20 protein-coding genes are annotated in these 22,017 nt (G+C 69.4%); 11 read left to right on the top strand and 9 right to left on the bottom strand.

Going from position 1 to position 22,017, the window contains the following annotated elements:
* Positions 1–17: 17 nt before the first annotated feature.
* From KVS69_RS11475 to KVS69_RS11485, 3 genes are all read right to left on the bottom strand, one after another.
* Positions 18–911 (bottom strand): class I SAM-dependent methyltransferase, encoded by an 894-nt coding sequence (locus KVS69_RS11475; RefSeq protein WP_217538138.1) that lies wholly within the window; start codon positions 909–911, stop codon positions 18–20.
* Between the two features lie 89 nt (positions 912–1,000).
* Positions 1,001–2,347 (bottom strand): Nramp family divalent metal transporter, encoded by a 1,347-nt coding sequence (locus KVS69_RS11480; protein ID WP_217538139.1) that lies wholly within the window; start codon positions 2,345–2,347, stop codon positions 1,001–1,003.
* Positions 2,348–2,375: 28 nt separating this feature from the next.
* On the bottom strand, positions 2,376–3,323 hold the full coding sequence (locus KVS69_RS11485) for a LysR family transcriptional regulator (protein WP_217538140.1): 948 nt from the start codon (positions 3,321–3,323) through the stop codon (positions 2,376–2,378).
* 96 nt (positions 3,324–3,419) lie between these two features.
* Here KVS69_RS11485 and KVS69_RS11490 point away from each other — a divergent pair, with 96 nt between their 5' ends.
* Complete coding sequence (locus tag KVS69_RS11490; protein ID WP_254622148.1) at positions 3,420–4,613, top strand: MFS transporter; 1,194 nt, start codon at positions 3,420–3,422, stop codon at positions 4,611–4,613.
* Positions 4,614–4,630: 17 nt separating this feature from the next.
* Here KVS69_RS11490 and KVS69_RS11495 read toward each other — a convergent pair whose 3' ends face one another.
* Positions 4,631–5,287 (bottom strand): response regulator transcription factor, encoded by a 657-nt coding sequence (locus KVS69_RS11495; RefSeq protein WP_068852421.1) that lies wholly within the window; start codon positions 5,285–5,287, stop codon positions 4,631–4,633.
* A gap of 183 nt (positions 5,288–5,470) precedes the next feature.
* Between KVS69_RS11495 and KVS69_RS11500 the strand changes: the two genes are divergently transcribed.
* From KVS69_RS11500 to KVS69_RS11530, 7 genes are all read left to right on the top strand, one after another.
* A complete protein-coding gene (locus tag KVS69_RS11500) occupies positions 5,471–6,127 on the top strand; it encodes a hydrolase (RefSeq protein WP_093535780.1) in 657 nt (218 codons plus the stop codon).
* Positions 6,128–6,129: 2 nt separating this feature from the next.
* Positions 6,130–6,534, top strand: a complete 405-nt coding sequence (locus KVS69_RS11505; RefSeq protein WP_095363912.1) for a DoxX family protein — start codon at positions 6,130–6,132, stop codon at positions 6,532–6,534.
* Positions 6,535–6,658: 124 nt separating this feature from the next.
* Positions 6,659–8,497: an amidohydrolase gene (locus KVS69_RS11510; protein WP_217538171.1), complete on the top strand. Its 1,839-nt coding sequence runs from the start codon at positions 6,659–6,661 to the stop codon at positions 8,495–8,497.
* Positions 8,476–9,774, top strand: a complete 1,299-nt coding sequence (locus KVS69_RS11515; protein ID WP_217538141.1) for an alginate export family protein — start codon at positions 8,476–8,478, stop codon at positions 9,772–9,774. Before KVS69_RS11510 ends, KVS69_RS11515 begins: the two co-directional genes overlap by 22 nt.
* Positions 9,768–11,408 (top strand): MFS transporter, encoded by a 1,641-nt coding sequence (locus tag KVS69_RS11520; protein WP_217538142.1) that lies wholly within the window; start codon positions 9,768–9,770, stop codon positions 11,406–11,408. Before KVS69_RS11515 ends, KVS69_RS11520 begins: the two co-directional genes overlap by 7 nt.
* 59 nt (positions 11,409–11,467) lie before the next feature.
* Positions 11,468–12,244 carry a hypothetical protein gene (locus tag KVS69_RS11525; protein WP_095363916.1) on the top strand — a complete coding sequence of 259 codons (777 nt, stop codon included), beginning with the start codon at positions 11,468–11,470 and terminating at the stop codon, positions 12,242–12,244.
* A gap of 14 nt (positions 12,245–12,258) precedes the next feature.
* A complete protein-coding gene (locus KVS69_RS11530) occupies positions 12,259–13,233 on the top strand; it encodes a zinc-binding dehydrogenase (RefSeq protein ID WP_217538143.1) in 975 nt (324 codons plus the stop codon).
* Between the two features lie 10 nt (positions 13,234–13,243).
* Here KVS69_RS11530 and KVS69_RS11535 read toward each other — a convergent pair whose 3' ends face one another.
* Positions 13,244–14,131, bottom strand: a complete 888-nt coding sequence (locus tag KVS69_RS11535) for a LysR family transcriptional regulator (protein WP_095363918.1) — start codon at positions 14,129–14,131, stop codon at positions 13,244–13,246.
* A gap of 122 nt (positions 14,132–14,253) precedes the next feature.
* Between KVS69_RS11535 and KVS69_RS11540 the strand changes: the two genes are divergently transcribed.
* Positions 14,254–15,171 carry a M14 family metallocarboxypeptidase gene (locus KVS69_RS11540; protein WP_217538144.1) on the top strand — a complete coding sequence of 306 codons (918 nt, stop codon included), beginning with the start codon at positions 14,254–14,256 and terminating at the stop codon, positions 15,169–15,171.
* A 30-nt stretch (positions 15,172–15,201) separates the two neighbouring features.
* Here the strand turns inward: KVS69_RS11540 and KVS69_RS11545 are convergent, their stop codons facing one another.
* Together KVS69_RS11545 and KVS69_RS11550 are read right to left on the bottom strand one after the other, a co-directional pair.
* Positions 15,202–16,323: an MFS transporter gene (locus tag KVS69_RS11545; RefSeq protein WP_217538145.1), complete on the bottom strand. Its 1,122-nt coding sequence runs from the start codon at positions 16,321–16,323 to the stop codon at positions 15,202–15,204.
* Positions 16,320–17,225: a LysR family transcriptional regulator gene (locus tag KVS69_RS11550; RefSeq protein ID WP_217538146.1), complete on the bottom strand. Its 906-nt coding sequence runs from the start codon at positions 17,223–17,225 to the stop codon at positions 16,320–16,322. Before KVS69_RS11550 ends, KVS69_RS11545 begins: the two co-directional genes overlap by 4 nt.
* Before the next feature lie 100 nt (positions 17,226–17,325).
* Between KVS69_RS11550 and KVS69_RS11555 the strand changes: the two genes are divergently transcribed.
* Both KVS69_RS11555 and KVS69_RS11560 read left to right on the top strand, forming a co-directional pair.
* Entirely contained in the window at positions 17,326–18,090 is a 765-nt protein-coding gene (locus tag KVS69_RS11555) for an SDR family oxidoreductase (RefSeq protein ID WP_217538147.1), read from the top strand.
* Between the two features lie 85 nt (positions 18,091–18,175).
* The gene (locus tag KVS69_RS11560) at positions 18,176–18,496 is read left to right on the top strand and encodes a DUF3817 domain-containing protein (protein ID WP_217538172.1); all 321 of its coding nucleotides are present in this window, start codon (positions 18,176–18,178) and stop codon (positions 18,494–18,496) included.
* Here KVS69_RS11560 and KVS69_RS11565 read toward each other — a convergent pair.
* Together KVS69_RS11565 and atpC are read right to left on the bottom strand one after the other, a co-directional pair.
* On the bottom strand, positions 18,480–21,218 hold the full coding sequence (locus tag KVS69_RS11565) for an autotransporter outer membrane beta-barrel domain-containing protein (RefSeq protein ID WP_217538148.1): 2,739 nt from the start codon (positions 21,216–21,218) through the stop codon (positions 18,480–18,482). The genes KVS69_RS11560 and KVS69_RS11565 overlap by 17 nt on opposite strands.
* 195 nt (positions 21,219–21,413) lie before the next feature.
* Positions 21,414–21,860 (bottom strand): ATP synthase F1 subunit epsilon, encoded by a 447-nt coding sequence (gene atpC / locus KVS69_RS11570; protein ID WP_217538149.1) that lies wholly within the window; start codon positions 21,858–21,860, stop codon positions 21,414–21,416.
* Positions 21,861–22,017: the final 157 nt, after the last annotated feature.

Consider the following 22,017-nt stretch of genomic DNA (forward strand, 5'->3'; position numbering starts at 1 on the left):
GTGGGGCCGAATGACGGTCACCCGGGACGAATGGCGGCGGCGGGGTGACGTGGGTGTTGGCCGCTTCGCGTTGACGCGGCCCGGATCGACCAGCACGCGGCGGTGAACACCACCCGATCACCCCGCACGAACGGTGCGAACGCGTCGACCACGGTCGACAGCACCCCCTGCCGGACGTCCGGATCCAGCCCTTCGGCGCGCAGTGCCTGTCCGACCGGTCCCAGCAACGACACGTAGGTCGGCAAGGCGTCGCGGGCGATGCTGCATTCCACGTCGAGCGGGGCGATGTCGATGTGATCCCAACTACTGTCATCCAGAATCTTCCGCACGACGCCTGCATCGGCAAACGCAAACTGTCCCGGCCCACCTTCGGCCCGTGCCGGCAGGGTCAGCAGCGACGCTGCCGCGCGCTCGGCGGTGGTCATGAACGGATTATCGGCCGGACTGCGCCAGGCAATGGCATGCAGGCGGCCACCACGCCGAAGCGCCTGCCGCAGGTTGCCGAACGCGCGCACCGGATCATCGAAGAACATCACCCCGAACCGCGACACGATGCGGTCCAGGCTGGCGGGGGCAAAGGGATGCTGCTGGGCATCGCCCACGGCGAAATCAATGGCCTTGCCCGCCGCGAGCGCCCGCTCGCGCGCCACGGCGATCATCGGCGCGGAAATATCCACCCCGCTGCAGCGGCCCTGCGGACCCAGCCGATCGGCAATGGCCAGGCAGAGCGCCCCGGTGCCGCAGCCGACGTCCAGCACGCGCGCATCGGGCTCGGCGGCAATGGGATCGGCAAGAACCGGCTCGAAGCCGGCGAACATGCCGTCGAGCAGGGACTGCGCCTGTACCCAGGCATCGCCGGCCGGGCCGTTCCAGAGGTCGTGCTGCGAAGGCGGGGATGCGGCGTGGGGCATGTTGGGGATTCCGGGAGGATTCCGCGCACTGTGCCACCTCAACCGTGATTGAGGTCAAGCGCCAGGCAGGGCCTGCGCATCACCCCGGATCACCCCATCAGCGTCTCGGCCAACAGCTTCACGTTGAGCACCACGATCACCGCGGCAATCACCCAGGCCAGCGTCAACAACCAGCGCGGGGCCACCAGCGTGCCCATCCGTGCCTTGTCACCGACGAACATCACCAGCGGAATCACCGCGAATGGCAGCTGCATCGACAACACCACCTGGCTCAACACCAGCAGCCGCGCCGTTCCCTGTTCGCCATAGATCGCGGTGACGATCACCACCGGCACGATGGCGATGCCACGGGTCAGCAGGCGGCGCGCCCAGGGCGCGATGCGCAGGCGCAGGAAGCCCTCCATCACGATCTGCCCGGCCAGGGTGGCGGTCACCGTGGAGTTGATGCCCGAGGCGAGCAGCGCCACCGCGAACAAGGTCGATGCCAGCCCGACTCCCAGCATCGGCGCCAGCAGCTCATGGGCCTGTTCGATCTCCTGCACATCGGTGCGCCCGCTGGCATGGAACACAGCCGCGGCAAGGATCAGGATCGATGCGTTGATGAACAATGCCAGCATCAATGCGATGGTGCTGTCGGTCACCGCCCAGCGCAGCGCGCTGCGCCGGCCGCTGTCGGTGCGCGGGTAGGCGCGGGTCTGCACGATGGACGAATGCAGGTACAGGTTGTGCGGCATCACCGTGGCCCCGATGATGCCGATGGCCAGGTACAGCGCATGCGGGTTGGTGACCACCTCCGCGCGCGGGATGAACCCGCCCAGCACCGCCTGCAGCGGCGGCGCGGCCAGCGCGATCTGCACCGTGAAGCAGGCGAAGATCACCAGCAGCAGGGCAATCACGAACGCTTCCAGCGCGCGGAAGCCACGGTGCATCAGCCACAGCACCAGCACCACGTCCACGGCGGTGATGATCGCCCCCATCATCAGCGGCAACCCGAACAGCAGCTTGAGCGCGATGGCGGTACCGATCACTTCGGCCAGGTCGCAGGCGATGATCGCGATCTCGCACAGCACCCACAGGCACAGGTTCACCGGTCTGGAGAAATGGTCGCGGCAGGCCTGCGCCAGATCGCGCCCGGTGGCGATGCCCAGCCGTGCCGACAGCCCCTGCAGCACGATGGCCATCAGGTTGGAGAGGAGGATCACCGACAGCAGCAGGTAGCCGAACTGCGCGCCACCGGCGATGTCGGTGGCCCAGTTGCCCGGGTCCATGTACCCCACCGACACCATGTAGCCGGGGCCCAGGAAGGCCAGCAGCCGGAACCACCAGTGGCCGCCCCTGGGTACGGCCACGCTGGCGTGCATCTCGCCCAGGCTGGGGTGATCGCCGATAGCCTGCGGCCATGCGCTGGTGGTCGGAGAGGTGGGGTCCGCGCTCATGCGGCCGAATATAGCAGAGGCTATGTTATCAAGGTGAGGGCATCGGCAACGAACGCATGCCATGGGTGTGCGGCAGGCTGGCCTTCATGGCATCGATGAAGGCGCGCAGCCGCGAGGGGATCTGGCGCGCGGCCGGGTAGACCAGATGCACCGGCAACGGCGGCGCCTCCCAGCCGGGCACCAGCTGCACCAGCCGGCCGTCGCGCAGGTCATCGCCCACCAGCCACGCCGACACCACCGCCGCGCCCAGTCCGGACACCGCCGCGCGGCGCGCCACGAACAGGTTGTCGGTGAGCAGGCGCGGCTGGATGTCGACCCGCAGCGCTGGACCGTCATCGGCCGGCAGCAGGGTGAAACGGTCGCGGTAGAAGGTGGTCAGGGCGATCCACGGCAGGCCGGGCAGCAGGGTCGGGTCGCGTGGGTCGGCCGCCTCCAGCAGCGAGGGCGCGGCGATGACGATGCGCGGTACTTCGGCCAGCGGAACCGCCACCAGTTGCGGTTCCTCCACGCGTCCCACCCGGATGGCGCAGTCGATCCCGTCGGCAATGAAGTCCACCGGCTGGTCTTCCAGCATCCACTCCAGCGTGACCTGGGGATGGCGGGCCATGAACTGCAGCATCGGTTCCAGCAGCTGGGCCTGGCCGAAGGCATGTGGCACCACCACCCGCAGGCGCCCGCGTGGCACGTCCACGTCACCACGCAGGTCGGCCTGGATCGCGTCCCAGTCGTCCACCAGGGCCCGGGCGTGCGCATAGCATCGCTCGCCGTCTTCGGTCAGCGTCATCTGGTGGGTGAAACGCTTGATCAGGTGCAGGCCGAACAGCCGTTCCAGGGTCTGCAGGCGGCGGCTGACGGTGGGCTGGGTGGTGCCCAGCTGTACGGCGGCGGCGGACAGGCTGCCGCTTTCGACGATGCGGACAAAGGTGGCCAGCAGGTCGATACGGTCCGCACCCGGTGCCGCGGAGGGAGTGCTCATACAACCTTCGTATGATGGATATGTACCGAAGCCTACTACACACCTCCTTTTCCAAGGAGGATGCTGGCGCCACTTTCTTCAGGCGTGGAGTGGCTCATGTCCAGCGTGCATATTCCGGCGGTCGCCGTCCCCCGGCCTGCGGTGCCGTCGCGGCTGATCGTCGCGATGGCGGCCGGGGCCGGGTTTTCGGTGGCCTCGATCTACTACAGCCAGCCCATGCTGGGCGTCATCGCCAGCGGGCTGGGCAGCGACGCGCAGTCCACGGGCATGGTCCCGACCCTGACCCAGCTGGGCTACGCGTTGGGCATCCTGCTGCTGGCGCCGCTGGGCGACCGCGTCGACCGCCGGCAGCTGATCCTGCTCAAGTCGCTGGTGCTGGCCGCCGCGCTGGCCGGCGCGGCGCTGTCGGGCAGCCTGCCGACGCTGCTGCTGGCCAGCCTGCTGATCGGGTTGATGGCCACCGTGGCCCAGGACGTGGTGCCGTCGGCGGCGATGCTGGCGCCGGAAGCCGAACGCGGCGCGGTGGTGGGCAAGGTGATGACCGGCCTGCTGCTGGGCATCCTGCTGTCGCGCGTGGCCAGCGGGCTGGTCGCCGAGGCACTGGGCTGGCGGGCGATGTTCGGTATTGCCGCCGGCTCGGTGGTGGTGATGGCGCTGGTACTTGCGCGCGAGCTGCCGCACCTGGCACCGACCACGTCGTTGCGGTATCCGGCGTTGCTGCGTTCGCTGGCCCACCTGTGGCGTGGACAGCCGCAGCTGCGCCGTGCGGTGTTCGCGCAGGGGCTGCTGGCGGTGGGCTTCAGTGCGTTCTGGTCGACGTTGGCGGTCATGCTGCACGACCGCTACCAGCTGGGCAGCGCGGTGGCCGGTGCCTTCGGCATTGCCGGTGCTGCGGGTGCGCTGGCGGCGCCGCTGGCCGGGCGCTGGGCCGACCGGCTGGGCAGCCACGCGGTGGCGCGCATCGCCATCGGCATTGCGCTGCTGGGCTTTGCGATGCTGCTGCTGGATGCGTGGTTGCCGCGGGTGGCCATCGTGCCGTTGCTGGCCATCAGTGCGGTGGTGTTCGACTTCGGCTTCCAGGCCGCGTTGGTCTCGCACCAGACGCTGGTCTATGGGCTGGCGCCGGAAGCGCGCAGCCGGCTCAATGCGCTGCTGTTCACCGGGGTATTCCTGGGCATGGCGGCCGGTGGTGCGCTGGGCGCGGTGGTGCTGGCGCACTTCGGGTGGCCGGGCGTGGCGACGCTGGCAACCGTGTCGGCAGGCGCCGCCCTGCTGGTCCGCATGCGCTGAGGCCGCAGTTGCCGGCCCTAGCGGTCGTGGGTGGCGTCGTCCAGGCTGATGATGCCGCGCTTGAGGGCCAGGGTGACCGCGTGGGTGCGGTCGCGGGCCCCGAGCTTTTCCATGATGTTCTTCATGTGCGCCTTCACCGTCTGTTCGGAGATGCGCATCTGTTCGCCGATGCCCTTGTTCGAGCGACCGCTGGCGACGTGGCCCAGCACTTCGGTTTCGCGGGGGGACAGGCTGTCCTCCACCACGTGCGCGGCGATGCTGGCGGCCAGGGTGGCCGGAATGCCGGCGCGGCGGCCGCTGTGCACGGTGCGGATGGTGTCCACCAGTTCGTGGCGCAGCATGTCCTTGAGCAGGTAGCCGCTGGCCCCGGCCTGCAGCGCGCGCACCGCCCGCACGTCGCCACGGTAGGTGGTGAGCACGATGATGCGCGCGCGCGGGTCATGGTGGCGGATGCGGGTGATCGCTTCCACGCCGTCCACGCCGGGCAGCTGCAGGTCCATCAGCACCACGTCCGGGTGCAGGGCCAGGTACTGGGCCACGGCCTCCTCGCCATCGGCGGCTTCCCCGAGCAGGCGCATGTCCGGCTGCATGTCCAGCAGGGCAGCCAGGCCATCGCGCAGCAGGGGATGGTCGTCGACCACCAGGATGCCGATCGACGGGGAGGAAGGGGTCATGCGGGGTCTCCAGGGTGCGCCGCCAGCGCCAGGAACGGATTGTCGCAGGCGCGGGGCCTGCCACGCCCCCTCTTTCGGGTGAGCGCCTCCCCCAAAAGAGTAGCTGCGTTCACCACCCAAGGGGGGTAGGGCAACCGGGCCGCGGCCGCCACCATGGCCTTACCCGCCCACCAAGGATTTCCCATGACCACCGCCACCGCCGTTCCCGGCGCCTCGCTGCTGTCGCCCGCCGACCACGCCCTGGTGCTGATCGACTTCCAGTCGCAGATGGCGTTCGCCACGCGCACCATCGATGTCGCCGCGCTGCGCAACAACGTCGCGCTGATCGCCAAGGGTGCCGCCGGCTTCAAGGTGCCGGTGGTGCTGACCACCGTGGCCGAAAAGTCGTTCTCCGGCCCGATGTTCCCGGAGATCGCGCCGATTTTCCCCGGCCAGAAGGTGTTCGACCGCACCTCGATGAACTGCTGGGAAGACCAGGCGGTGATCGATGAGATCAACCGCATCGGCAAGCAGCGCGTGGTCATCGCCGGCCTGTGGACCAGCGTCTGCATCGTCGGGCCGGCGCTGTCGGCGATCGATCAGGGCTTCGAGGTGTATGTGATCACCGATGCCTGCGGCGATGTCAGCGACGAAGCGCACGAGCGTGCGGTCACCCGCATGGTCCAGGCCGGCGCGGTGCCGCTTACCTCGGTCCAGTACCTGCTTGAACTGCAGCGCGACTGGGGCCGCAGCGCCACCTACGACCTCACCACCGGCATCGCCCGCGAACACGCCGGCGGCTATGGCCTGGGCATCCAGTACGCCAAGAGCATGTTCGGCGCACAGGAAGGCGGCCACTGAGCATGGGCGGCGCCACCGGCCTGGATGTGGGGCTGCTGGTGCTGCGGCTGGCGGCAGGCGGTTTCCTGCTGCCGCACGCGCTGGGCAAGCTGTTCGGCTGGTTCGGGGGTCCCGGGCTGGCCGGTTTTGCCGAGGAACTGCGCGGGTACCACCTGCCGGCGCCGGCACCGGTGCCGCTGCTGCTGGCCGTGGTGCAGGTGCTTTCCGGCCTGGCCGTGCTGATCGGCTGGCAGGCCCGCCCGGCCGCCACGGTGGGCGCGCTGTTCCTGGGCATGACCGCCGTGCTGGCCCTGCCCAAGGGCTGGTTCTGGATGCGTGGCGGGATCGAGTATCCGTTGTTCTGGACACTGGCCCTGTCGGCCATTGCCCTGGCTGGCCCCGGCGCCCTTGCGCTGCATTCGACGTGAGCGGAGTGTCCCCATGTCCCCTGATCCGCCCCTTCCTGCACGCCGCGACCTGCTGCTCGGCGCCGGCGCCGCGATGGCGCTGGGCTTGGCCGGCCGCGCCTTCGCCACGCACCCGGAGAAAACCATGACCACGCTGCTCATCCGCAATGCCCGCATCACCACGCTGGACCCGCGCGTGCCGCAGGCCGACGCATTGGCGGTGGTGGACGGGCGCATCGCCGCGATCGGCACCGAAGCCGAGGTGCGCGCCGGACTGGCCGAGGCAACCGTGATCGACGCGGGCGGCCGCCGCCTGGTGCCCGGGCTCAACGACAGCCACACGCACCTGATCCGTGGTGGGCTCAACTACAACCTGGAACTGCGCTGGGACGGGCTGCGCTCGCTGGCGGACGCCATGGCCATGCTCAAGGCGCAGGTCGACATCACGCCGGCTCCGCAGTGGGTGCGGGTGGTGGGCGGATTCACCGCCGAGCAGTTCGTGGAGAAACGCCTGCCGACCCTGGCCGAGCTCAACGCCATCGCGCCGGATACGCCGGTGTTCCTGCTGCACCTGTACGACCGCGCGCTGCTCAACCGCGCCGCGCTGCGCGCCTGCGGCTACGACAAGACCACGCCGGACCCGCCGGGTGGGCAGATCGTGCGCGACAGCCTGGGCAATCCGACCGGGCTGCTGCTGGCCAAGCCCAACGCACTGATCCTCTACGCGACCCTGGCCAAGGGGCCGCGCCTGCCGATCGAATACCAGGCCAATTCGACCCGGCACTTCATGCGCGAGCTGAACCGGCTGGGGATCACCTCGGTGATCGACGCCGGCGGCGGCTTCCAGAATTACCCCGAGGACTACCAGGTCATCGAGCAGCTGCATCGCGACGGTGAACTGACGGTGCGCATCGCCTACAACCTGTTCACCCAGAACAAGGGCAAGGAAGCGCAGGACTTCCAGCACTGGAGCGAGATCCTGGCCCCGCGCCAAGGGGACGACCTGCTGCGCCACAACGGTGCGGGCGAGATGCTGGTGTTTTCCGCGGCCGATTTCGAACTGTTCAACGAGCCGCGACCGGAACTGCCGCCGGGCATGGAGCCGGAACTGGAGGAAGTGGTCAAGCTGCTGGTGGAAAAGCGCTGGCCGTTCCGCATCCATGCCACCTATGACGAGAGCATCGACCGCATCCTGGATGTGTACGAGCAGGTCAACCGCGAGATCCCGTTCGATGGCCTGCACTGGTTCATCGACCACGCCGAAACCATCACCCCGCGCAACATCGACCGCATCCGCGCGCTCGGCGGTGGCCTGGCGATCCAGCACCGCATGGCCTACCAGGGCGAGGCGTTCGTGCAGCGCTACGGCGCCGACGCCGCGCGCCATACGCCTCCAGTACGGCGCATGCTGCAGGCCGGGGTTCCGGTCGGTGCCGGTACCGACGCCACCCGCGTGGCCAGCTACAACCCGTGGGTGGCGCTGTCCTGGCTGGTCACCGGTCGCACCGTCGGCGGACTGGCGCTGTATGGCGAAGAGAACCTGCTCGAACGCGAAGAGGCGCTGCGGCTGTGGACCCAGGGCAGTGCCTGGTTCTCCGGCGACGAGGGCCGCAAGGGCACGCTGGCGGTCGGCCAGCTGGCCGACTTCTGCGTACTCTCGTCGGACTTCTTCGCGGTGGACGATGCAGGCATCGCCGATATCACCAGCGTGCTGACCGTGGTCGGCGGGCGCGTGGTGCACGGCGATGGCGACTTTGCCCCGCTTGCGCCGACCCTTCCTCCGGCGATGCCGGACTGGTCGCCGGTGAACCGCTTTGGCGGGTACCACGTGGGCGGCGCCGCCACCGGCCTGGTCGCGCATGCGCACGCCCACGGCGGCGCCTGCCGCACCCATGGCCACGGCCATGCAGCGGCCCACCCGGTGCCGACCGACGCGCCCACTGCGTTCTGGGGCGCGCTGGGATGTTCGTGCTTCGCGTTCTGAGCCTGGCGTTGGCGACGGCACTGCCGTCGCTGGCATCTGCCTGCACGCCGGGCGATACCGGTCGCTGCATCGCGCTGGACGGCGGTGGCGACGTGCAGGTGGATGCCTCGCTGCGCCTGCGTGGCATGTATTACGACCCGACCCGGTTCGGCATACAGGGTAGAGAGGACGGATACGGCCTGCTGCGCGCGCTGGGGTCGGTGGCGGCGCACCGCGGTCGCTGGGATGGGCTGCTGCAGCTTGGCGTGCACGCAGAGCAGGGGCGCGCCGGCGGGCCCGGCGGCACCGACCAGGGCGCGCTCGATCTGCAGCAGGGCTTCGTGCGGTGGCAGGGCGACCATGCCACGTGGCAATTCGGCCGACAGGAGGCCGCTTATGGCAGCTCGCGCCTGCTTTCGGTGCGCGATGGGCCCAACATCCGGCTGGCGTTCGATGGCGTGCGCGGGCGATGGCAACACGGCGCGCTGAAGCTCGACGTGATGGCGCTGCGCCCGGTCGACAACCGCAGCGGTGCCTTCGATGACCGCGGCGACCGTGGCCAGTACCTGCTCGGCAGCTACGCCACCTGGCAGCGTGGGCGGCCGGGCACCGGCATCGACCTGTACGTGCTCGGCTACGGTCGCGATGGCGCACGCTTCGCCAGCGCGGTCGGCGACGAACGCCGTACCTCGCTCGGCACGCGCGTCTTCGTGCTGCAGCCACGCTGGGACGCCAACATCGAGCTGGTCGCGCAGCGCGGCACCCTGTCGCGTGCCCAGGGCAACCTGGCGATCCGCGCCTGGACGCTGGCCACCGACAGCGGGCTGCGCTGGCCCGCGCGGCGCTGGCAGCCGCGGCTGGGCGTCAAGCTGGACATCGCCAGTGGCGACCAGGACCCCGGCGATGGCCGCTTGAACACCTTCAACGCGATGTATCCCAAGTCGGCGTACTTCAGCGAAGCCAGCCTGCTGGCGCCGGCCAACCTGATGGACGTGCAGCCGACGCTTACCTTGACTCTGCGCCCGGGCCTGACCACCGACATCGGCTGGCAGCTGGCGTGGAAGCATCGCCGCAGCGACGCGGTCTACACCACGCCGGCGCCACTGGCCGCGGTGCCGGGCACGGCCGGCACGCCGCGTCGCATCGGCCAGCAGTACAAGTGGGAAACCAGCTGGGAGGCCAGTGACCACTGGACCTGGAAAGGCCAGCTGGCCTGGTTCGAGGCCGGTCCCGGCCTGCGCGCGGCCGGCGGCCGCGACACCCTGTTTGCATCGGTCGTAGGAGCATGGCAATGGTAAACACACACGAAGACGCGGTCCCCGGCGCGTGGTCGCCGCTGAAGATCCGGCTGTTCCGCGCGATGTGGCTGGCCATCCTGGGCAGCAACGTCGGCACCTGGGTCAATGACGTTGCCGCCGCCTGGGTGATGGCCGAGCGCACCGGATCGCCGCTGATGGTGGCGCTGGTGCAGTCGGCCACCACGGTGCCGGTGGTGCTGCTGGCGCTGGTCGCCGGCACGCTGGCCGACATCGTCGACCGCCGGCGCTACCTGCTGTTCACCCAGGGCTGGATGCTGCTGGTGGCCGCCACGTTGGCCACCCTGACGGCACTGGGCATGCTCACGCCCCCGCTGCTGGTCCTGCTGACCTTCGCGATGGGCTGTGGCGCAGCCATGGCGATGCCGGCACAGGCCGCCATCGTGTCCGAGCTGGTGCCGCGACCGATGCTGGCCTCGGCGGTGGCGTTGAATTCGATCGGCATCAACATCGCGCGCTCGCTCGGCCCGGCCATCGGCGGCCTGATCGTGGCGCAGCTGGGCGCGGGGTGGGCGTTCGGCCTGAACGCACTGAGTTTCGCGGCCATGCTGTGGGTGCTGTTCAACTGGAAGCAGGAAGCGGCGGCATCCAACCTGCCGCCGGAAGGCTTCGGAGCGGGGCTGCGCGCCGGCGTGCGCTACGCGTTGCGCGCCGGCCGCCTGCAGGCGGTATTGATCAAGTCGGCCGGGTTCTTCTTCTTCGCCAGCGCGGTGACCGCGCTGCTGCCGCTGGTGGTACGCAGCGAACTGCACGGTGGGGCAGGCACGTACGGGCTGCTGCTGGGCTGCATCGGCATCGGTGCGGTAAGCGGCGCACTGGTGCTGCCGAGCCTGCGCGCGCGGCTGGACCGTGACCTGCTGGTGCTGCTGGCCACGGTGGCCTGCGCGCTGAGCCTGTTCGGGCTGGCCTGGCTGCGGCACATGGCGTTGCTGCCGCTGGCGATGCTGGTGAACGGGTTTGCCTGGATCACGGTGCTGTCCTCGCTGCAGATCGCCGCGCAGACCGCGGTGCCGGCGTGGGTGCGGGCGCGCGCGCTGTCGCTGTACATCATGGTGTTCTCGCTGGGCATGGCTGCCGGTGGGCTGAGCTGGGGCAGCATCGCCCAGCGCACCTCGATTCCGCTGGCGCTGACCCTCGCGGCGGTGGGCGCGGTGATTGGCGGGTTGCTGGTGTGGCGGGTACGCATCGCCGGCAGCGAGGAACTGGACCTGCGTCCGGCCGGGCATTGGCCCGCGCCCGAGCTGGCCGTCCCGGTCACCCACGACCGCGGCCCGGTGCTGGTGACGGTGGAGTACCACATCGATGATGCCGACCGCGCCGCGTTCCATGCGTTGCTGGGTGAGCTCGGCCGTACCCGCCGCCGCGATGGCGCGGTGATCTGGGGCGTGGCCGAGGACGTGGCCACGCCGGGCATCCACCTGGAATATTTCGTGACCCCGTCCTGGATCGAGCACCTGCGCCAGCATGAGCGGGTCACGGCTGAAGACCGGACCCTGCAGGAGAAGGTCAGGGCGCTCCACCGCAACGAGCACGCGCCGATCGTGCGTCATTTCGTAGGCGGCACCGGCACCTTGAAGGCGTTACAGCACGGTCACGAGCATCCGGCGTTGGGTTGATGGCATCTTCTTAACCGCAATGCGCGTATGGTCGGTGCTCTTTGAGCGGGAGTGGATGCATGCGCTGGATCGTGTTGTTGGCCGCCTTGGCCATGCCGCTGGTGGCGTGGTTGTCCCAGACCGGTCAGTTCGGCCCGACCAACGGTGCGATCTCCGACCGCTATCCCACGTTGCTGGTCGCGGCCGGCTATGCGTTTTCGATCTGGGGCCTGATCTTCCTGTGGGACGTGGCCTTCGGGCTGTGGCAGCTGCGCCAGCGCCGGCCCGATGACAATGCCGGCGCGCGCGGCTGGGCCGCCGCCGGGTTCGCGCTGACGGCGGCGTGGATGCCGGTGTTCTCCAACCAGGCGTTCCTGCCGGCGCTGGCCATCATCTGGCTGGCGCTGGTGTGCCTGCTGGTTGCTGCGGTACGCGCGGCGCCGGCCACCGCCAGTGCCGGGCAGCGCGCTTTCGCGGCATATCCGCTGGCGCTGCACGCGGGCTGGCTGACCATGGCCGCCTTCCTCAACACCGCCCAGGTGATCGTGGCCTACCAGTGGCTGCCGACCGGCGACATGCTGTCGTGGAGCGTGGTGCTGCTGGCGCTGGCCACGCTGCTCGCGTGGGTGATGAATTACCGCCTGCGTGGGCACTTCGCCTACCCGGCGGCGGTGATCTGGGCGCTGGTGGGCGTGTACATCAAGCAATCCGGCTGGCGCCTGCCGGGTGCCGATACCGTTGCGGTGCTGGCGCTGGCCGTGGCCGCGCTGCTGGTGCTGCAGACCCTGCTGCTGCGCACCCGGGCCTGGCGCGCACCGCGCGTGGGCGTGGTCGCCGCACACCGCCATCGTCGTTGATACAGGAGATCCGCATGCGCGCTGCATTGCATGAACAGTTTGGTGACCCGACCGTCGTCCTGCATGGCGGTGAGGCCGCCACGCCTGAACCCGGTGCGGGCGAGGTGCGCATCCGCACCGTGCTGGCGCCGATCCACAACCATGACCTGTGGACCGTGCGCGGCCAGTACGGCTACAAGCCCGAGCTGCCTGCCATCGGCGGCAGCGAAGGCACCGGCGTGATCGACGCGCTGGGCGAGGGCGTGACCAGCCTGCAGGTCGGGCAGCGGGTCAGTGCGGCGTCGGTGCATGGCACCTGGGCCGAGCAGTTCATTGCGCCGGCGCGGATGGTGATCCCGATGCCGGACAGCATCAACGATGAAACGGCCGCGCAGCTGATCGCGATGCCGCTCAGCGCGTTGATGCTGCTGGAATTCCTGCAGGTGGGAGCCGGCCAGTGGATCGTGCAGAACGCGGCCAATGGTGCGGTCGGCAAGGCATTGGCGATGCTGGCCAAGGCGCGTGGCGTGCACTGCGTGAACCTGGTGCGGCGCGATGCGGGCGTGGCCGAAATGGCGGCGCTGGGCATCGACAACACGATTTCCACCGCGCAGGCGGACTGGCTGGCGCAGGTGCAGGCGCGGGTAGGCGAGGGTGCGGCGGCGGCGGTCGATTCGGTCGGCGGGCGTGCCAGCGGCGAGTTGCTCGGGCTGCTGGGCGAGGGCGGCACGCTGGTGTCGTTCGGCTCGATGACCGGCGAGCCGATGCAGCTGGGCTCGGGTGACGTGATCTTCAAGCAGGCCGTGGTGAAGGGCTTCTGGGGCAGCAAGGTGAGCCAGAACATGGCCCCGGAGAAGAAACGGGCGCTGGTGGGCGAGCTGCTGAAGCTGGCCGCCACGGGCGGGTTGAGCCTGCCTGTAGATGCCGTGTTCGGGCTGGATCAGGTAGCCGAAGCGGCGAAAGCCAGCCTCGAACCGGGCCGCAACGGCAAGGTGCTGCTGCGCCCGTGACGGCGTGGCATCACACCCGCAGCGCGTCGATCACCACGCGCAGCGCGCTGGAGGACTGCCGGCGGCTGGGGTAGTAGGCATGGAAGCCGTCGAACACATCGCACCAGTCCTGCATCACCCGTTGCAGGCGCCCGGCCGCGATGTCCTCCAGCACCATGTCTTCCAGCAGGTAGGCCAGCCCGGCGCCGGCCAGTGCGGCGCGGTGCATGGCGATGCTGCTGTTGAAGGTCCACTGGCCCTGTACGCGCACGTTGACGTTCTGCTCGTCCTTGCGCAGGTCCCACACCATCAAACCGCCATGGGTGGGCAGGCGCAGACCGATGCAGTCATGCGCGGCCAGGTCGCCCGGCCGTTGCGGTGCGGCGTGGGTCCGGAAGTACGCCGGACTGCCGACGATCGCCATCCGCTGCGGGCCGGTGACCGGCACGGCGATCATGCCCTGCGCGACCCGTTCACCGAGCCGGATGCCGATGTCGTAGCGCTGTTCGACGATATCAGCCAGCCCGTAGTCGATGGTCAGTTCCACCTTCAAATCAGGGTAGCGGGGCAGTACGTCGGCCAGGCGGGGCCACACCACCGTGTTGGCCACGTGTTCGGACGCGGTGATGCGGATGGTGCCGGCCGGGTGGTCACGGTACTCCGCCACCGCCGCGATTTCTGCTTCGATTTCCTCCAGCCGCGGTGCCACGCTCAGGTAAAGACGCTCGCCGGCCTCGGTCATCGACACATTGCGGGTGGTGCGGGTCAACAGCCGCACCCCGAGTCGTTCCTCCAGTGCGCGCACGGTATGGCTCAGCGCGGACTGCGAAACACCCAGTTGCGCCGCAGCGCGGGTAAAGCTGCGCTCGCGCGCCACGGTCACGAAGACCTGCAGATCGTTGAAATTTTCGCGGGCCATGAGGGCAGCGGAGGCGCATGACGGTCATGCCAGCCCATGATGGCCGGGAGCCACGGCGATTGGTAGGGGCGTGGGGTGCAGGCTAAAATCGCGGTTCTTCCGTGACAACCGCGAGCCCCGCCATGAATGACACCCGCTTCTATCCCATCGGTACCCCCGGCCAGCCCTGGGGCGCTGCAGAGACGGCGGAGTGGCGGGCGCGGCAGTTGCCGGTGCGGCGCTATGCCGACGATGTGCTGCCGGTGCTGGAACGGCTGCGCGCCGGGTTCGAGGTGGTCCAGTACGGCACCCTGGAGTACGCACCGGACCGCTACCCGCTGTTTGCCGTGCGCAGCCGCGACTGGAACCCGGCGCTGCCATCGGTGCTGGTCACTGGTGGCGTGCACGGCTACGAAACCAGCGGCGTGGAAGGCGCGCTGCAGTTCCTGGCCACGCGTGCGGCCGACTACGCCGGGCGTGCCAATGTGCTGGTCGCGCCGTGCGTGAGCCCGTGGGGCTACGAGCGCTTCCAGCGCTGGAATGCCGATGCGACCGACCCGAACCGCTCGTTCGTGGCCAACAGCCCGGCGCAGGAGTCGGCGGCACTGATGGCGCTGGTGGCACCCTTGCGTGACGGCATGGTGCTGCACATCGACCTGCACGAAACCACCGACAGCGACGAAAGCGAGTTCCGCCCGGCGCTGGCCGCGCGCGATGGCAAGCCGTTCGCCCCGGGCCTGATTCCCGATGGCTTCTACCTGGTGGACGACACCGAAAACCCGCAGCCGGCGTTCCAGCAGGCGGTCAATGCGGCGGTGGAGCAGGTGACCCACATTGCCCCGGCCGACGACAAGAACGAAATCATCGGTTCGCCGGTGGTGGCGCCGGGCGTGATCGAATATCCGCTGAAGAAGCTGGGGCTGTGCGCCAGCATCACCGGCGCGCGCTTCACCACCACCACCGAGGTGTATCCGGACAGCCCGCGTGCGACTCCGCAGCAGTGCAACGATGCACAGGTGGCGGCAGTGTGCGCGGCAATCGATTACGCGCTTGCCCATTGATTGAGCGTTGCAGGCACGCAGGGCGTGGTCCTACGCCTTCACCCAGCGTGCGGTGATGCCGACCAGCAGCAGGGCAGCGGCCACCAGGCAGAAGGCCGTTACCAGGCTGCTGGCCTTGGCGACGAAGCCGATCAGGGCCGGGCCGGCCAGCACGCCGGCGTAGCCCAGCGTGGTGATGGCGGGGATGGCCAGGCTTTCGGGCATGGTCTTCTGGTTGCCGGCCATGGAGAACAGCGCCGGCACGATGTTGGCGCAGCCCAGGCCGATCAGTGCGTAGCCGAGCAGGGCCGGCAGCAGGGCGCCGGCAAAGGTGGCAATGCCGAAGCCGGCCGCGGCCACGATGCTGCCCAGCAGGATCGCGCGCAGGCGGCCGAGTTTCGCCACGATGCCGTCGCCGACCAGGCGGGTGAGGGTCATGGCGATGGCGAAGGTCATGAAGCCCAGGCCGGCGAGGTCCGGCGGCACCTGCTGCACTTCATGCAGGAACACCGCGCTCCAGTCGAGCATGGCGCCTTCGGCAAGGAAGGCGACGAAACAGAGCACGCCGATCGCCAGCACCACGCCATGCGGGATCGCAAACACCGGCGCGCCGCTCGGCGCGCGGTCACGCCGCCAGTACGGCACTGAAACCGCCAGCAGCACCACCATCGCCATCGAGGCCAGCACGCACACCCACAGCGGTGGCAGCCGCAGCGCGAGCAGCGCGGTCATCGCCGCGGCCCCCACCGCACCGCCGATGCTGTAGAAGGCGTGGAAGCCGGACATCATCGGCCGCCCGCTGTCGCGCTCCACCATCACCGCCTGGATGTTCATGGTGCAATCGCAGGCGCCCACGCCGGCGCCGAACACGAACAGGGCCAGGCCCAGCGTCCACGGCGAGGGCGCGATGGCCAGCAGCGGCAAGCTGGCCATCACCATCAGCAGGGTGGCGATCATCACCGCGCGGCAGCCATGGCGGGCGGCCAGGATGCCGGCCAAGGGCATCGCCAGCAGCGAACCGGCGCCCAGGCACAGCAGGACCAGGCCCAGCGAGCCTTCATCCAGCCCGGTACGGGTTTTGGCGAACGGCACCAGGGGTGCCCAGGCGGCGGTGGCGAAGCCGGGCAGGAAAAACGCCGCACGGGTGGCGTGCTGTTCGGCGCGCTGGTTCACGACGCCCTCTGCAGCTCGGGCGTGAGCAGGGCCGCCAACCAGTCCATGAATGCTGAAACCCGGCGCGGCAGGTGCCGTCGCTGGGCGTACAGCAGGGTCACCGGCATCGGCTCGGCAACGCAGTCTGGCAGCACTTCCACCAAGGTTCCGGCCGCCAGTGCCGCGCGGGCGCCCAGCCGCGGGACCTGGATGATGCCCAGCCCGGCCAGTGCCGCCGCGCTGTAGGCCTCGCCGCTGTTGACGGTGATGGCGCCGTCCATCGGCAGGCTGCGGTAGTCCTGGCCGTCGTGGTACTCGAAGCCTGGCGAACGCTGGCCGAGCGTGCCCACGTAATGCACCAGCGCATGCGCCGCCAGGTCCGTCACCGCGCGCGGGACGCCGCGTTCGGCGAGATAGGCCGGGCTGGCGCAGTTGACGATGTGCATCACCCCCAGCGGGCGCGCCACCAGCGTGTTGTCGTCCAATGGGCCGACCCGGACCACGCAGTCGAAGCCTTCGCGGACCAGGTCGACGCGGCGGTCGGTGCCGCTCAGCTCGATCTCCAGTCCCGGGTGCCGGGCCAGGAAGTCCTGCAGGTGGGGAATCACCAGCTGCCGGGCCAGCCCGCTGGACATGTCCACCCGCAGCCGGCCCTTGAGCTGGGTGTCACGGCGAAACATGCCCTGCAGATCCTCCATGTCATCCAGCAGGTCGCGGGCGCGCTGCTGGAACTGCGCGCCGTCGGCCGTCAGCCGCACCCGGCGGGTGGTCCGGTGCAGCAGCTGCACGCCCACTTCTGTTTCCAGCCGCTGCACGGCCAGCGACACGCTGGCCTTGGGCAGGCCCAGCTGCTCGGCAGCGGCGGTGAACGAGCCCAGTTCGGCAACACGCAGGAAACTGCGCAGGTGGTCGAGGCGGTCCATGGATTGTTCGCTCTGGCTGGACAGTCAAATCAGGATCGCGCGGTTTATGTGATGGCGCAATGCCAATAGTCTGGCTTCACATCTCACCCAGGAGCACCCCATGTCCCACTCCCCCTCACGCGTTGTCCTGATCACCGGCGGCAGCCGCGGCCTCGGCCGCAATGCCGCCCTGGCGCTGGCGGCCGACGGTGCCGACATCCTGCTGACCTACCGCAGCCGGGCCGATGCGGCCGACGCCGTGGTCGCCCAGATCCAGGCGCTGGGCCGACGTGCCGCCGCGCTGCCGCTGGACATGGCCGACAGCTCCGGTTTCGCCGGCTTCGCCGCGGCCGTGCAGGCGCAACTGCAGGCCTGGGGCGAGACTGGCCTGCAGGGGCTGTTCAACAACGCCGGCGAAGGCCTGTATGCCGGTTTCGCTGACACCACGCCGGCCCAGTTCGACGAGCTGGTCGCCGTGCACCTGAAAGGGCCGTACTTCCTGACCCAGGCGCTGCTGCCGCTGATCGCCGATGGCGGCCGCATTCTCAACGTGTCCAGTGGCCTGGCCCGCTTCTCGCTGCCGGGCAGTTCGGCCTACGCGATGATGAAGGGCGGCATCGAAGTCTTCAGCCGGTACCTGGCCAGGGAACTGGGCGCGCGCGGCATCAGCGCCAACACGCTGGCACCGGGCGCGATCGAAACCGACTTCGGCGGCGGGCACGTGCGCGACAACGCCGACATCAATGCGATGGTGGCCGGCAACACCGCGCTGGGTCGCGCAGGGCAGCCGGACGATATCGGGCCGGTCGTCGCCGCGCTGCTGTCGCCGCGTACGGCGTGGATCAACGCGCAGCGCGTGGAAGCGTCGGGCGGCATGTTCGTCTGAGTGCGAAAGCGTCGCATTCGCGCAAGACGGTATGATGGGCGGCCTTGTCGCCCCTGCAGAGACTGTCTTGCGCGCTTCCGTACCGATGCACCCGATGGGCCGTGTGTTTGCCGTTGTCGCCTTGTTCGAGGCGTTTACCTGGGCCGGGCTGCTGGTCGGCATGTACCTGAAGTACCACGCCGCCGAGCCGACCACCGCCGGCGTGGCGCTGTTCGGGCCGGTGCATGGCGTGGCCTTCATGGTCTACGTGGTGGTCACCGTGCTGGCGGCGGTGAAGCTGCGCTGGCCGTGGTGGGCCGCCGGCCTGGCGCTGCTGGCAGCGGTGCCGCCGCTGGTGACGCTGCCGCTGGAAGGGTGGTTCAAGCGGCGTGGCCTGTTGTCCACGCGGCTCACCAGCGATAGCTGAGTCCCAGCTGCGCGCTGCGCTGGAAATAGCCCTGGCCCTGCTGCAGCGACAACCCGCCCCACGCGCCAAACCCGTTGGCGAACACCAGCGAGGCACCGGCGCTGAACTCACCGCGATTGCGCGGAATGCGTGCATCCACCCGCTCATCATCCATGCGCACGCGCGCGTCCGCGCCGGTGCGGATCCAGTGTGCGGCGATGTACGGCTGCACGCTGGCCGCCAGGCCGTCCCACCGGGTCACGCCGGAAAGGCGGACACCCACGCGGCCGAACGTGCCGTTGGCGTCCTCGGTGGTGACCAAGGTGCCGTTCTGTTCAAGATGGCGCACATCGTTCCAGCGCGTGTAGCCCACCTGCAGCTGCGGCTCGATGAACACGCCGCCGTGTTCGCCGCGACCGAGGCGGAACGCGTGGCCGGCTTCCAGCGCGCCCTGCCAGGCGCGGGTGTCGTAGCGTTCGGTGGCCAGCGCGGCGCCTTCCACCCGGTTGGAGAAGCGCGCGTGCTGCAGCGAGCCGTCCAGGTAGAAACCGGTGTACGGGTCACCATCGCCGGCGGTGCGCCAGGTTGCATACATCCCCAGCGCGGCGCCACGCACCTTGCCGCGTGCGTAATACCCGGTGATGGCGCTGGTGGAGGTGCTGGACGCATTGCCGCTGGACAGCATCACCCCGAAGCCGCTGCCCTGCGGGGTGCGCAGCAGATCGGTGCCGACGCTGAGTGCCTGGCTGCTGCCGTGCACGTCGAGCTGGCGGCTGTCGGCATCGAAGCGCGAGCGCGCGCCGTCCACGCGCACCCAGGCACGCCCGCTGTTCTGGCCCGCGTGGCGCTCGTGGTAGCCGAGCCGGAACATGCCTTCGGCAGCCTGCAGGTTGGCCAGGTACGCGCCCGGTTCCGGCCGCAGCACCGGCACCGGCTCGGGGTCCACGCACTCGGGCAGGGTGGGATCGATCGCGCACGGGTCCGGTTCGGGATCCACGCAGCCCGGCGCCGTCGGATCGATCAGGCAGGGATCGGGTTCGGGATCGACACAGCCGGGCTGGGTCGGGTCGGCGTCGCACGGGTCGGGCAGTTCCGAGCGCAGGTACCAGTTGCCGTCGGCAGCGCTCTTGAACAGGAAGTACTCGTACTGGCCGCCCACCGCGCGTCCGGCAAGGTCGAAGGTGCCGTTGGACGCACCGCCGATCTCGATCAGGCTGATGCCCTGGCTGGTCTGCGCCCCGGCGCCGCCCACGTTGTTGACCCGTACGTTGGTCTGGCCGCTGGTATCACCGTCGATCAGCAGCCGGTCGGACGACGCGTCGTCGCCGGCCAGCACGGTGTTGAACAGCAGCGTGCCGCCGTCGCCGACGTAATTGCCGGCGACCCGCAGGGTGTTGAAGGTGGTGCCGTCACCCAGCGCCAGCAGCGAAGCCCCGCTCAACGACAGGTCCTGCACCGTGCTGTCGCCGGTCAGTCGCCATTGCGCGCCGGTCAGTGCCACCGTGTTGCCGTTGACGATCGCGCCGGTCAGCGATGCGCCTTCGCCCAGCGCGATGTTGACCTCGGCGCTGCTGGTCCCGCGGGTCTGCCCGATGATGTCGCCGACCAGCGCGGAAGCGACCACCTCCAGGTTGGCCGTAGCGCCTGACCCCACCTGCAGGATCACGCCGTTGCCGGCCTCGACGGTGGAGCCGTTGGCGATGCGGAGGTCGGCATTGCCGGACTGCGGCATGACAATCGCCGGGCCGTTGGTCGAGACAAGGCGCGACTGGTCCACCACCACGGTGCTGGTGCCGGCCGAGCTGCCGGTGATCGACAGGGCACTGTTGCTGCCCTCCAGGGTGCTGCCCTGCGAGACGACCAGCGTGGCATTGTTGAGCGCCACGCCCACGCCGTTGTTGGCGCCGCTGCCGCTGCCCGCCGTGCCACGCACCTGGCTGCCCGCCAGGGTGAGGCTGGCGCCGCGCGTGACGGTGGCGCCGGTGGTGCCGGTGACTTCGGAGCCCGACAGCGTTGCGGCAGGCCCGGCCGTGCCGGTGCCGACCATCGACAGCGCGGTGCCGCTGGACGTGATCGTCGAAGCGTCCATGACCAGCTCGCCGCCGGTCATGGCCACCCCGGCCAGCGAGCCCGACAGCGTGCTGTTGCTGACGCGGGCGGTGCCGCCGGCCATCTCCAGCCCGTAGCCGAGGGCGCCACTGGCGCTGCCATCCGAGCTGGCCTGTACGTTGTCCAGCACCAGCAGTGCACCATCGTCCACCTGCAGCGCTTCGCCGCCGGCGGTAATGGTCGTGTTGGTCAACGTGAGTTCGCTGCCGTCGCCGGTGGCGCTGAAGCCGCGCCCGGCGGAAGTGACGGTCACCGCGCTGATGCCCATGGTGCTGCCGGACGAGACCCCGCCAGCGTCGGCGAATGGCGAGGTGAAGGTCATCGTGCCGCCGTTGATGTCGGCGCTGCCGCCGTTGGCGACGCGGATCCCGAACAGCCCGCTGATGTCCACGTCGGTGCCGATCACGCTCGCGTTGTCGACCTGGGTAGGGCCTGCCAGGCCACCGGCGGCGATGGTGAGTTCGGCGCCGTCGGACACGGTCCAGTCCTCACGCAGGTCGCCGGGCTGGATGGTGTGCGTGCTGCCGGGGCCGGTGAGCGTGCCTGCTGCTGCAGCAAGGGGCAGGGTCGCGAGCGTCACGGCGATGGCCGTAACGAGCATGCGGCGCGGGCCGCATGGGGTAATGGCTGTCATGACTGGACTCCGAAACGGAACTGGGTGGACCGCACGACCCCCGTAGCACCACAACGTCGTACCAGGATCAGCGAGGGACCGAATCCTCCGGTCCAAAGGCCGCTGTATCCATGCAACATCTTGTATGCGTCATCTATCACTACCGCCTGTTCAGCATGAGCACGTCTATGTGGGGCTCGCGTGAAGGCGGAGTTGCTATTTCCAGGGCAGCCCGCGCAGCTGCAGGGCGCGCTGGTGCATCAGCTCGGCGTGCAGGCGCACGTAGTCCTCGTCGGTGAAGGCCTGTGCCATCGGTGAGCGTGCGGCCTCTGCGGCCACCCGCGCGCGTGCTTCGTCGAGATCATCGCTGCGCAGGGCGAGGTCGGCCATCACGATTACCTTGCCGGGTTGCACTTCCACGTAGCCACCGGACACGTACACGTGCAGCGGCGGTTCGGCCGTGAGCGGATACACCGACACCATGCCTTCGCGCAGCGTGCCCAGCAGCGGCGCGTGCCGGGCCATCACCCCGAAGCGGCCATTGCTCCCCGGCATGCTCACCTCGCGCACCTCGCCGTTCCACAGTTCACCGGCCAGGCTGAGGATCTGCAGCGAGAAGCCCTGTGCGTTGGCAATCAGCGCGGGCAGGGGAGGTGACGCCATGGGGGAATGTCCGTGGAACGTTGCCAGCAGCTTAGTCGGGCCGGCGGAAGACGGCGTTGATCCGCATCATGAACACCGGAATCATTGATCGCGCAAACCTAAATGCGAGCTGTTATCATTTGAAACGATAGCCACGCCGGTCCTTGAATCGACGAAG

It is taken from the genome of Stenotrophomonas sp. GbtcB23 (assembly GCF_019091045.1).
In the GTDB taxonomy this organism is placed as follows: Bacteria; Pseudomonadota; Gammaproteobacteria; order Xanthomonadales; family Xanthomonadaceae; genus Stenotrophomonas; species Stenotrophomonas rhizophila_A.

Excerpts from the sequence above, each read along its gene's own strand:
- KVS69_RS11530 (WP_217538143.1), top strand. The coding sequence starts at position 12,259 with ATGCGCGCTGCATTGCATGAACAGTTTGGTGACCCGACCGTCGTCCTG.
- KVS69_RS11485 (WP_217538140.1), bottom strand. The coding sequence starts at position 3,323 with ATGAGCACTCCCTCCGCGGCACCGGGTGCGGACCGTATCGACCTGCTG.
- KVS69_RS11540 (WP_217538144.1), top strand. The coding sequence starts at position 14,254 with ATGAATGACACCCGCTTCTATCCCATCGGTACCCCCGGCCAGCCCTGG.
- KVS69_RS11555 (WP_217538147.1), top strand. The coding sequence starts at position 17,326 with ATGTCCCACTCCCCCTCACGCGTTGTCCTGATCACCGGCGGCAGCCGC.
- KVS69_RS11560 (WP_217538172.1), top strand. The coding sequence starts at position 18,176 with ATGCACCCGATGGGCCGTGTGTTTGCCGTTGTCGCCTTGTTCGAGGCG.
- KVS69_RS11535 (WP_095363918.1), bottom strand. The coding sequence starts at position 14,131 with ATGGCCCGCGAAAATTTCAACGATCTGCAGGTCTTCGTGACCGTGGCG.
- KVS69_RS11515 (WP_217538141.1), top strand. The coding sequence starts at position 8,476 with ATGTTCGTGCTTCGCGTTCTGAGCCTGGCGTTGGCGACGGCACTGCCG.
- KVS69_RS11520 (WP_217538142.1), top strand. The coding sequence starts at position 9,768 with ATGGTAAACACACACGAAGACGCGGTCCCCGGCGCGTGGTCGCCGCTG.
- KVS69_RS11525 (WP_095363916.1), top strand. The coding sequence starts at position 11,468 with ATGCGCTGGATCGTGTTGTTGGCCGCCTTGGCCATGCCGCTGGTGGCG.
- KVS69_RS11490 (WP_254622148.1), top strand. The coding sequence starts at position 3,420 with ATGTCCAGCGTGCATATTCCGGCGGTCGCCGTCCCCCGGCCTGCGGTG.
- KVS69_RS11475 (WP_217538138.1), bottom strand. The coding sequence starts at position 911 with ATGCCCCACGCCGCATCCCCGCCTTCGCAGCACGACCTCTGGAACGGC.
- KVS69_RS11495 (WP_068852421.1), bottom strand. The coding sequence starts at position 5,287 with ATGACCCCTTCCTCCCCGTCGATCGGCATCCTGGTGGTCGACGACCAT.
- KVS69_RS11550 (WP_217538146.1), bottom strand. The coding sequence starts at position 17,225 with ATGGACCGCCTCGACCACCTGCGCAGTTTCCTGCGTGTTGCCGAACTG.
- KVS69_RS11510 (WP_217538171.1), top strand. The coding sequence starts at position 6,659 with ATGACCACGCTGCTCATCCGCAATGCCCGCATCACCACGCTGGACCCG.
- KVS69_RS11480 (WP_217538139.1), bottom strand. The coding sequence starts at position 2,347 with ATGAGCGCGGACCCCACCTCTCCGACCACCAGCGCATGGCCGCAGGCT.
- KVS69_RS11565 (WP_217538148.1), bottom strand. The coding sequence starts at position 21,218 with ATGACAGCCATTACCCCATGCGGCCCGCGCCGCATGCTCGTTACGGCC.
- KVS69_RS11505 (WP_095363912.1), top strand. The coding sequence starts at position 6,130 with ATGGGCGGCGCCACCGGCCTGGATGTGGGGCTGCTGGTGCTGCGGCTG.
- atpC (WP_217538149.1), bottom strand. The coding sequence starts at position 21,860 with ATGGCGTCACCTCCCCTGCCCGCGCTGATTGCCAACGCACAGGGCTTC.
- KVS69_RS11500 (WP_093535780.1), top strand. The coding sequence starts at position 5,471 with ATGACCACCGCCACCGCCGTTCCCGGCGCCTCGCTGCTGTCGCCCGCC.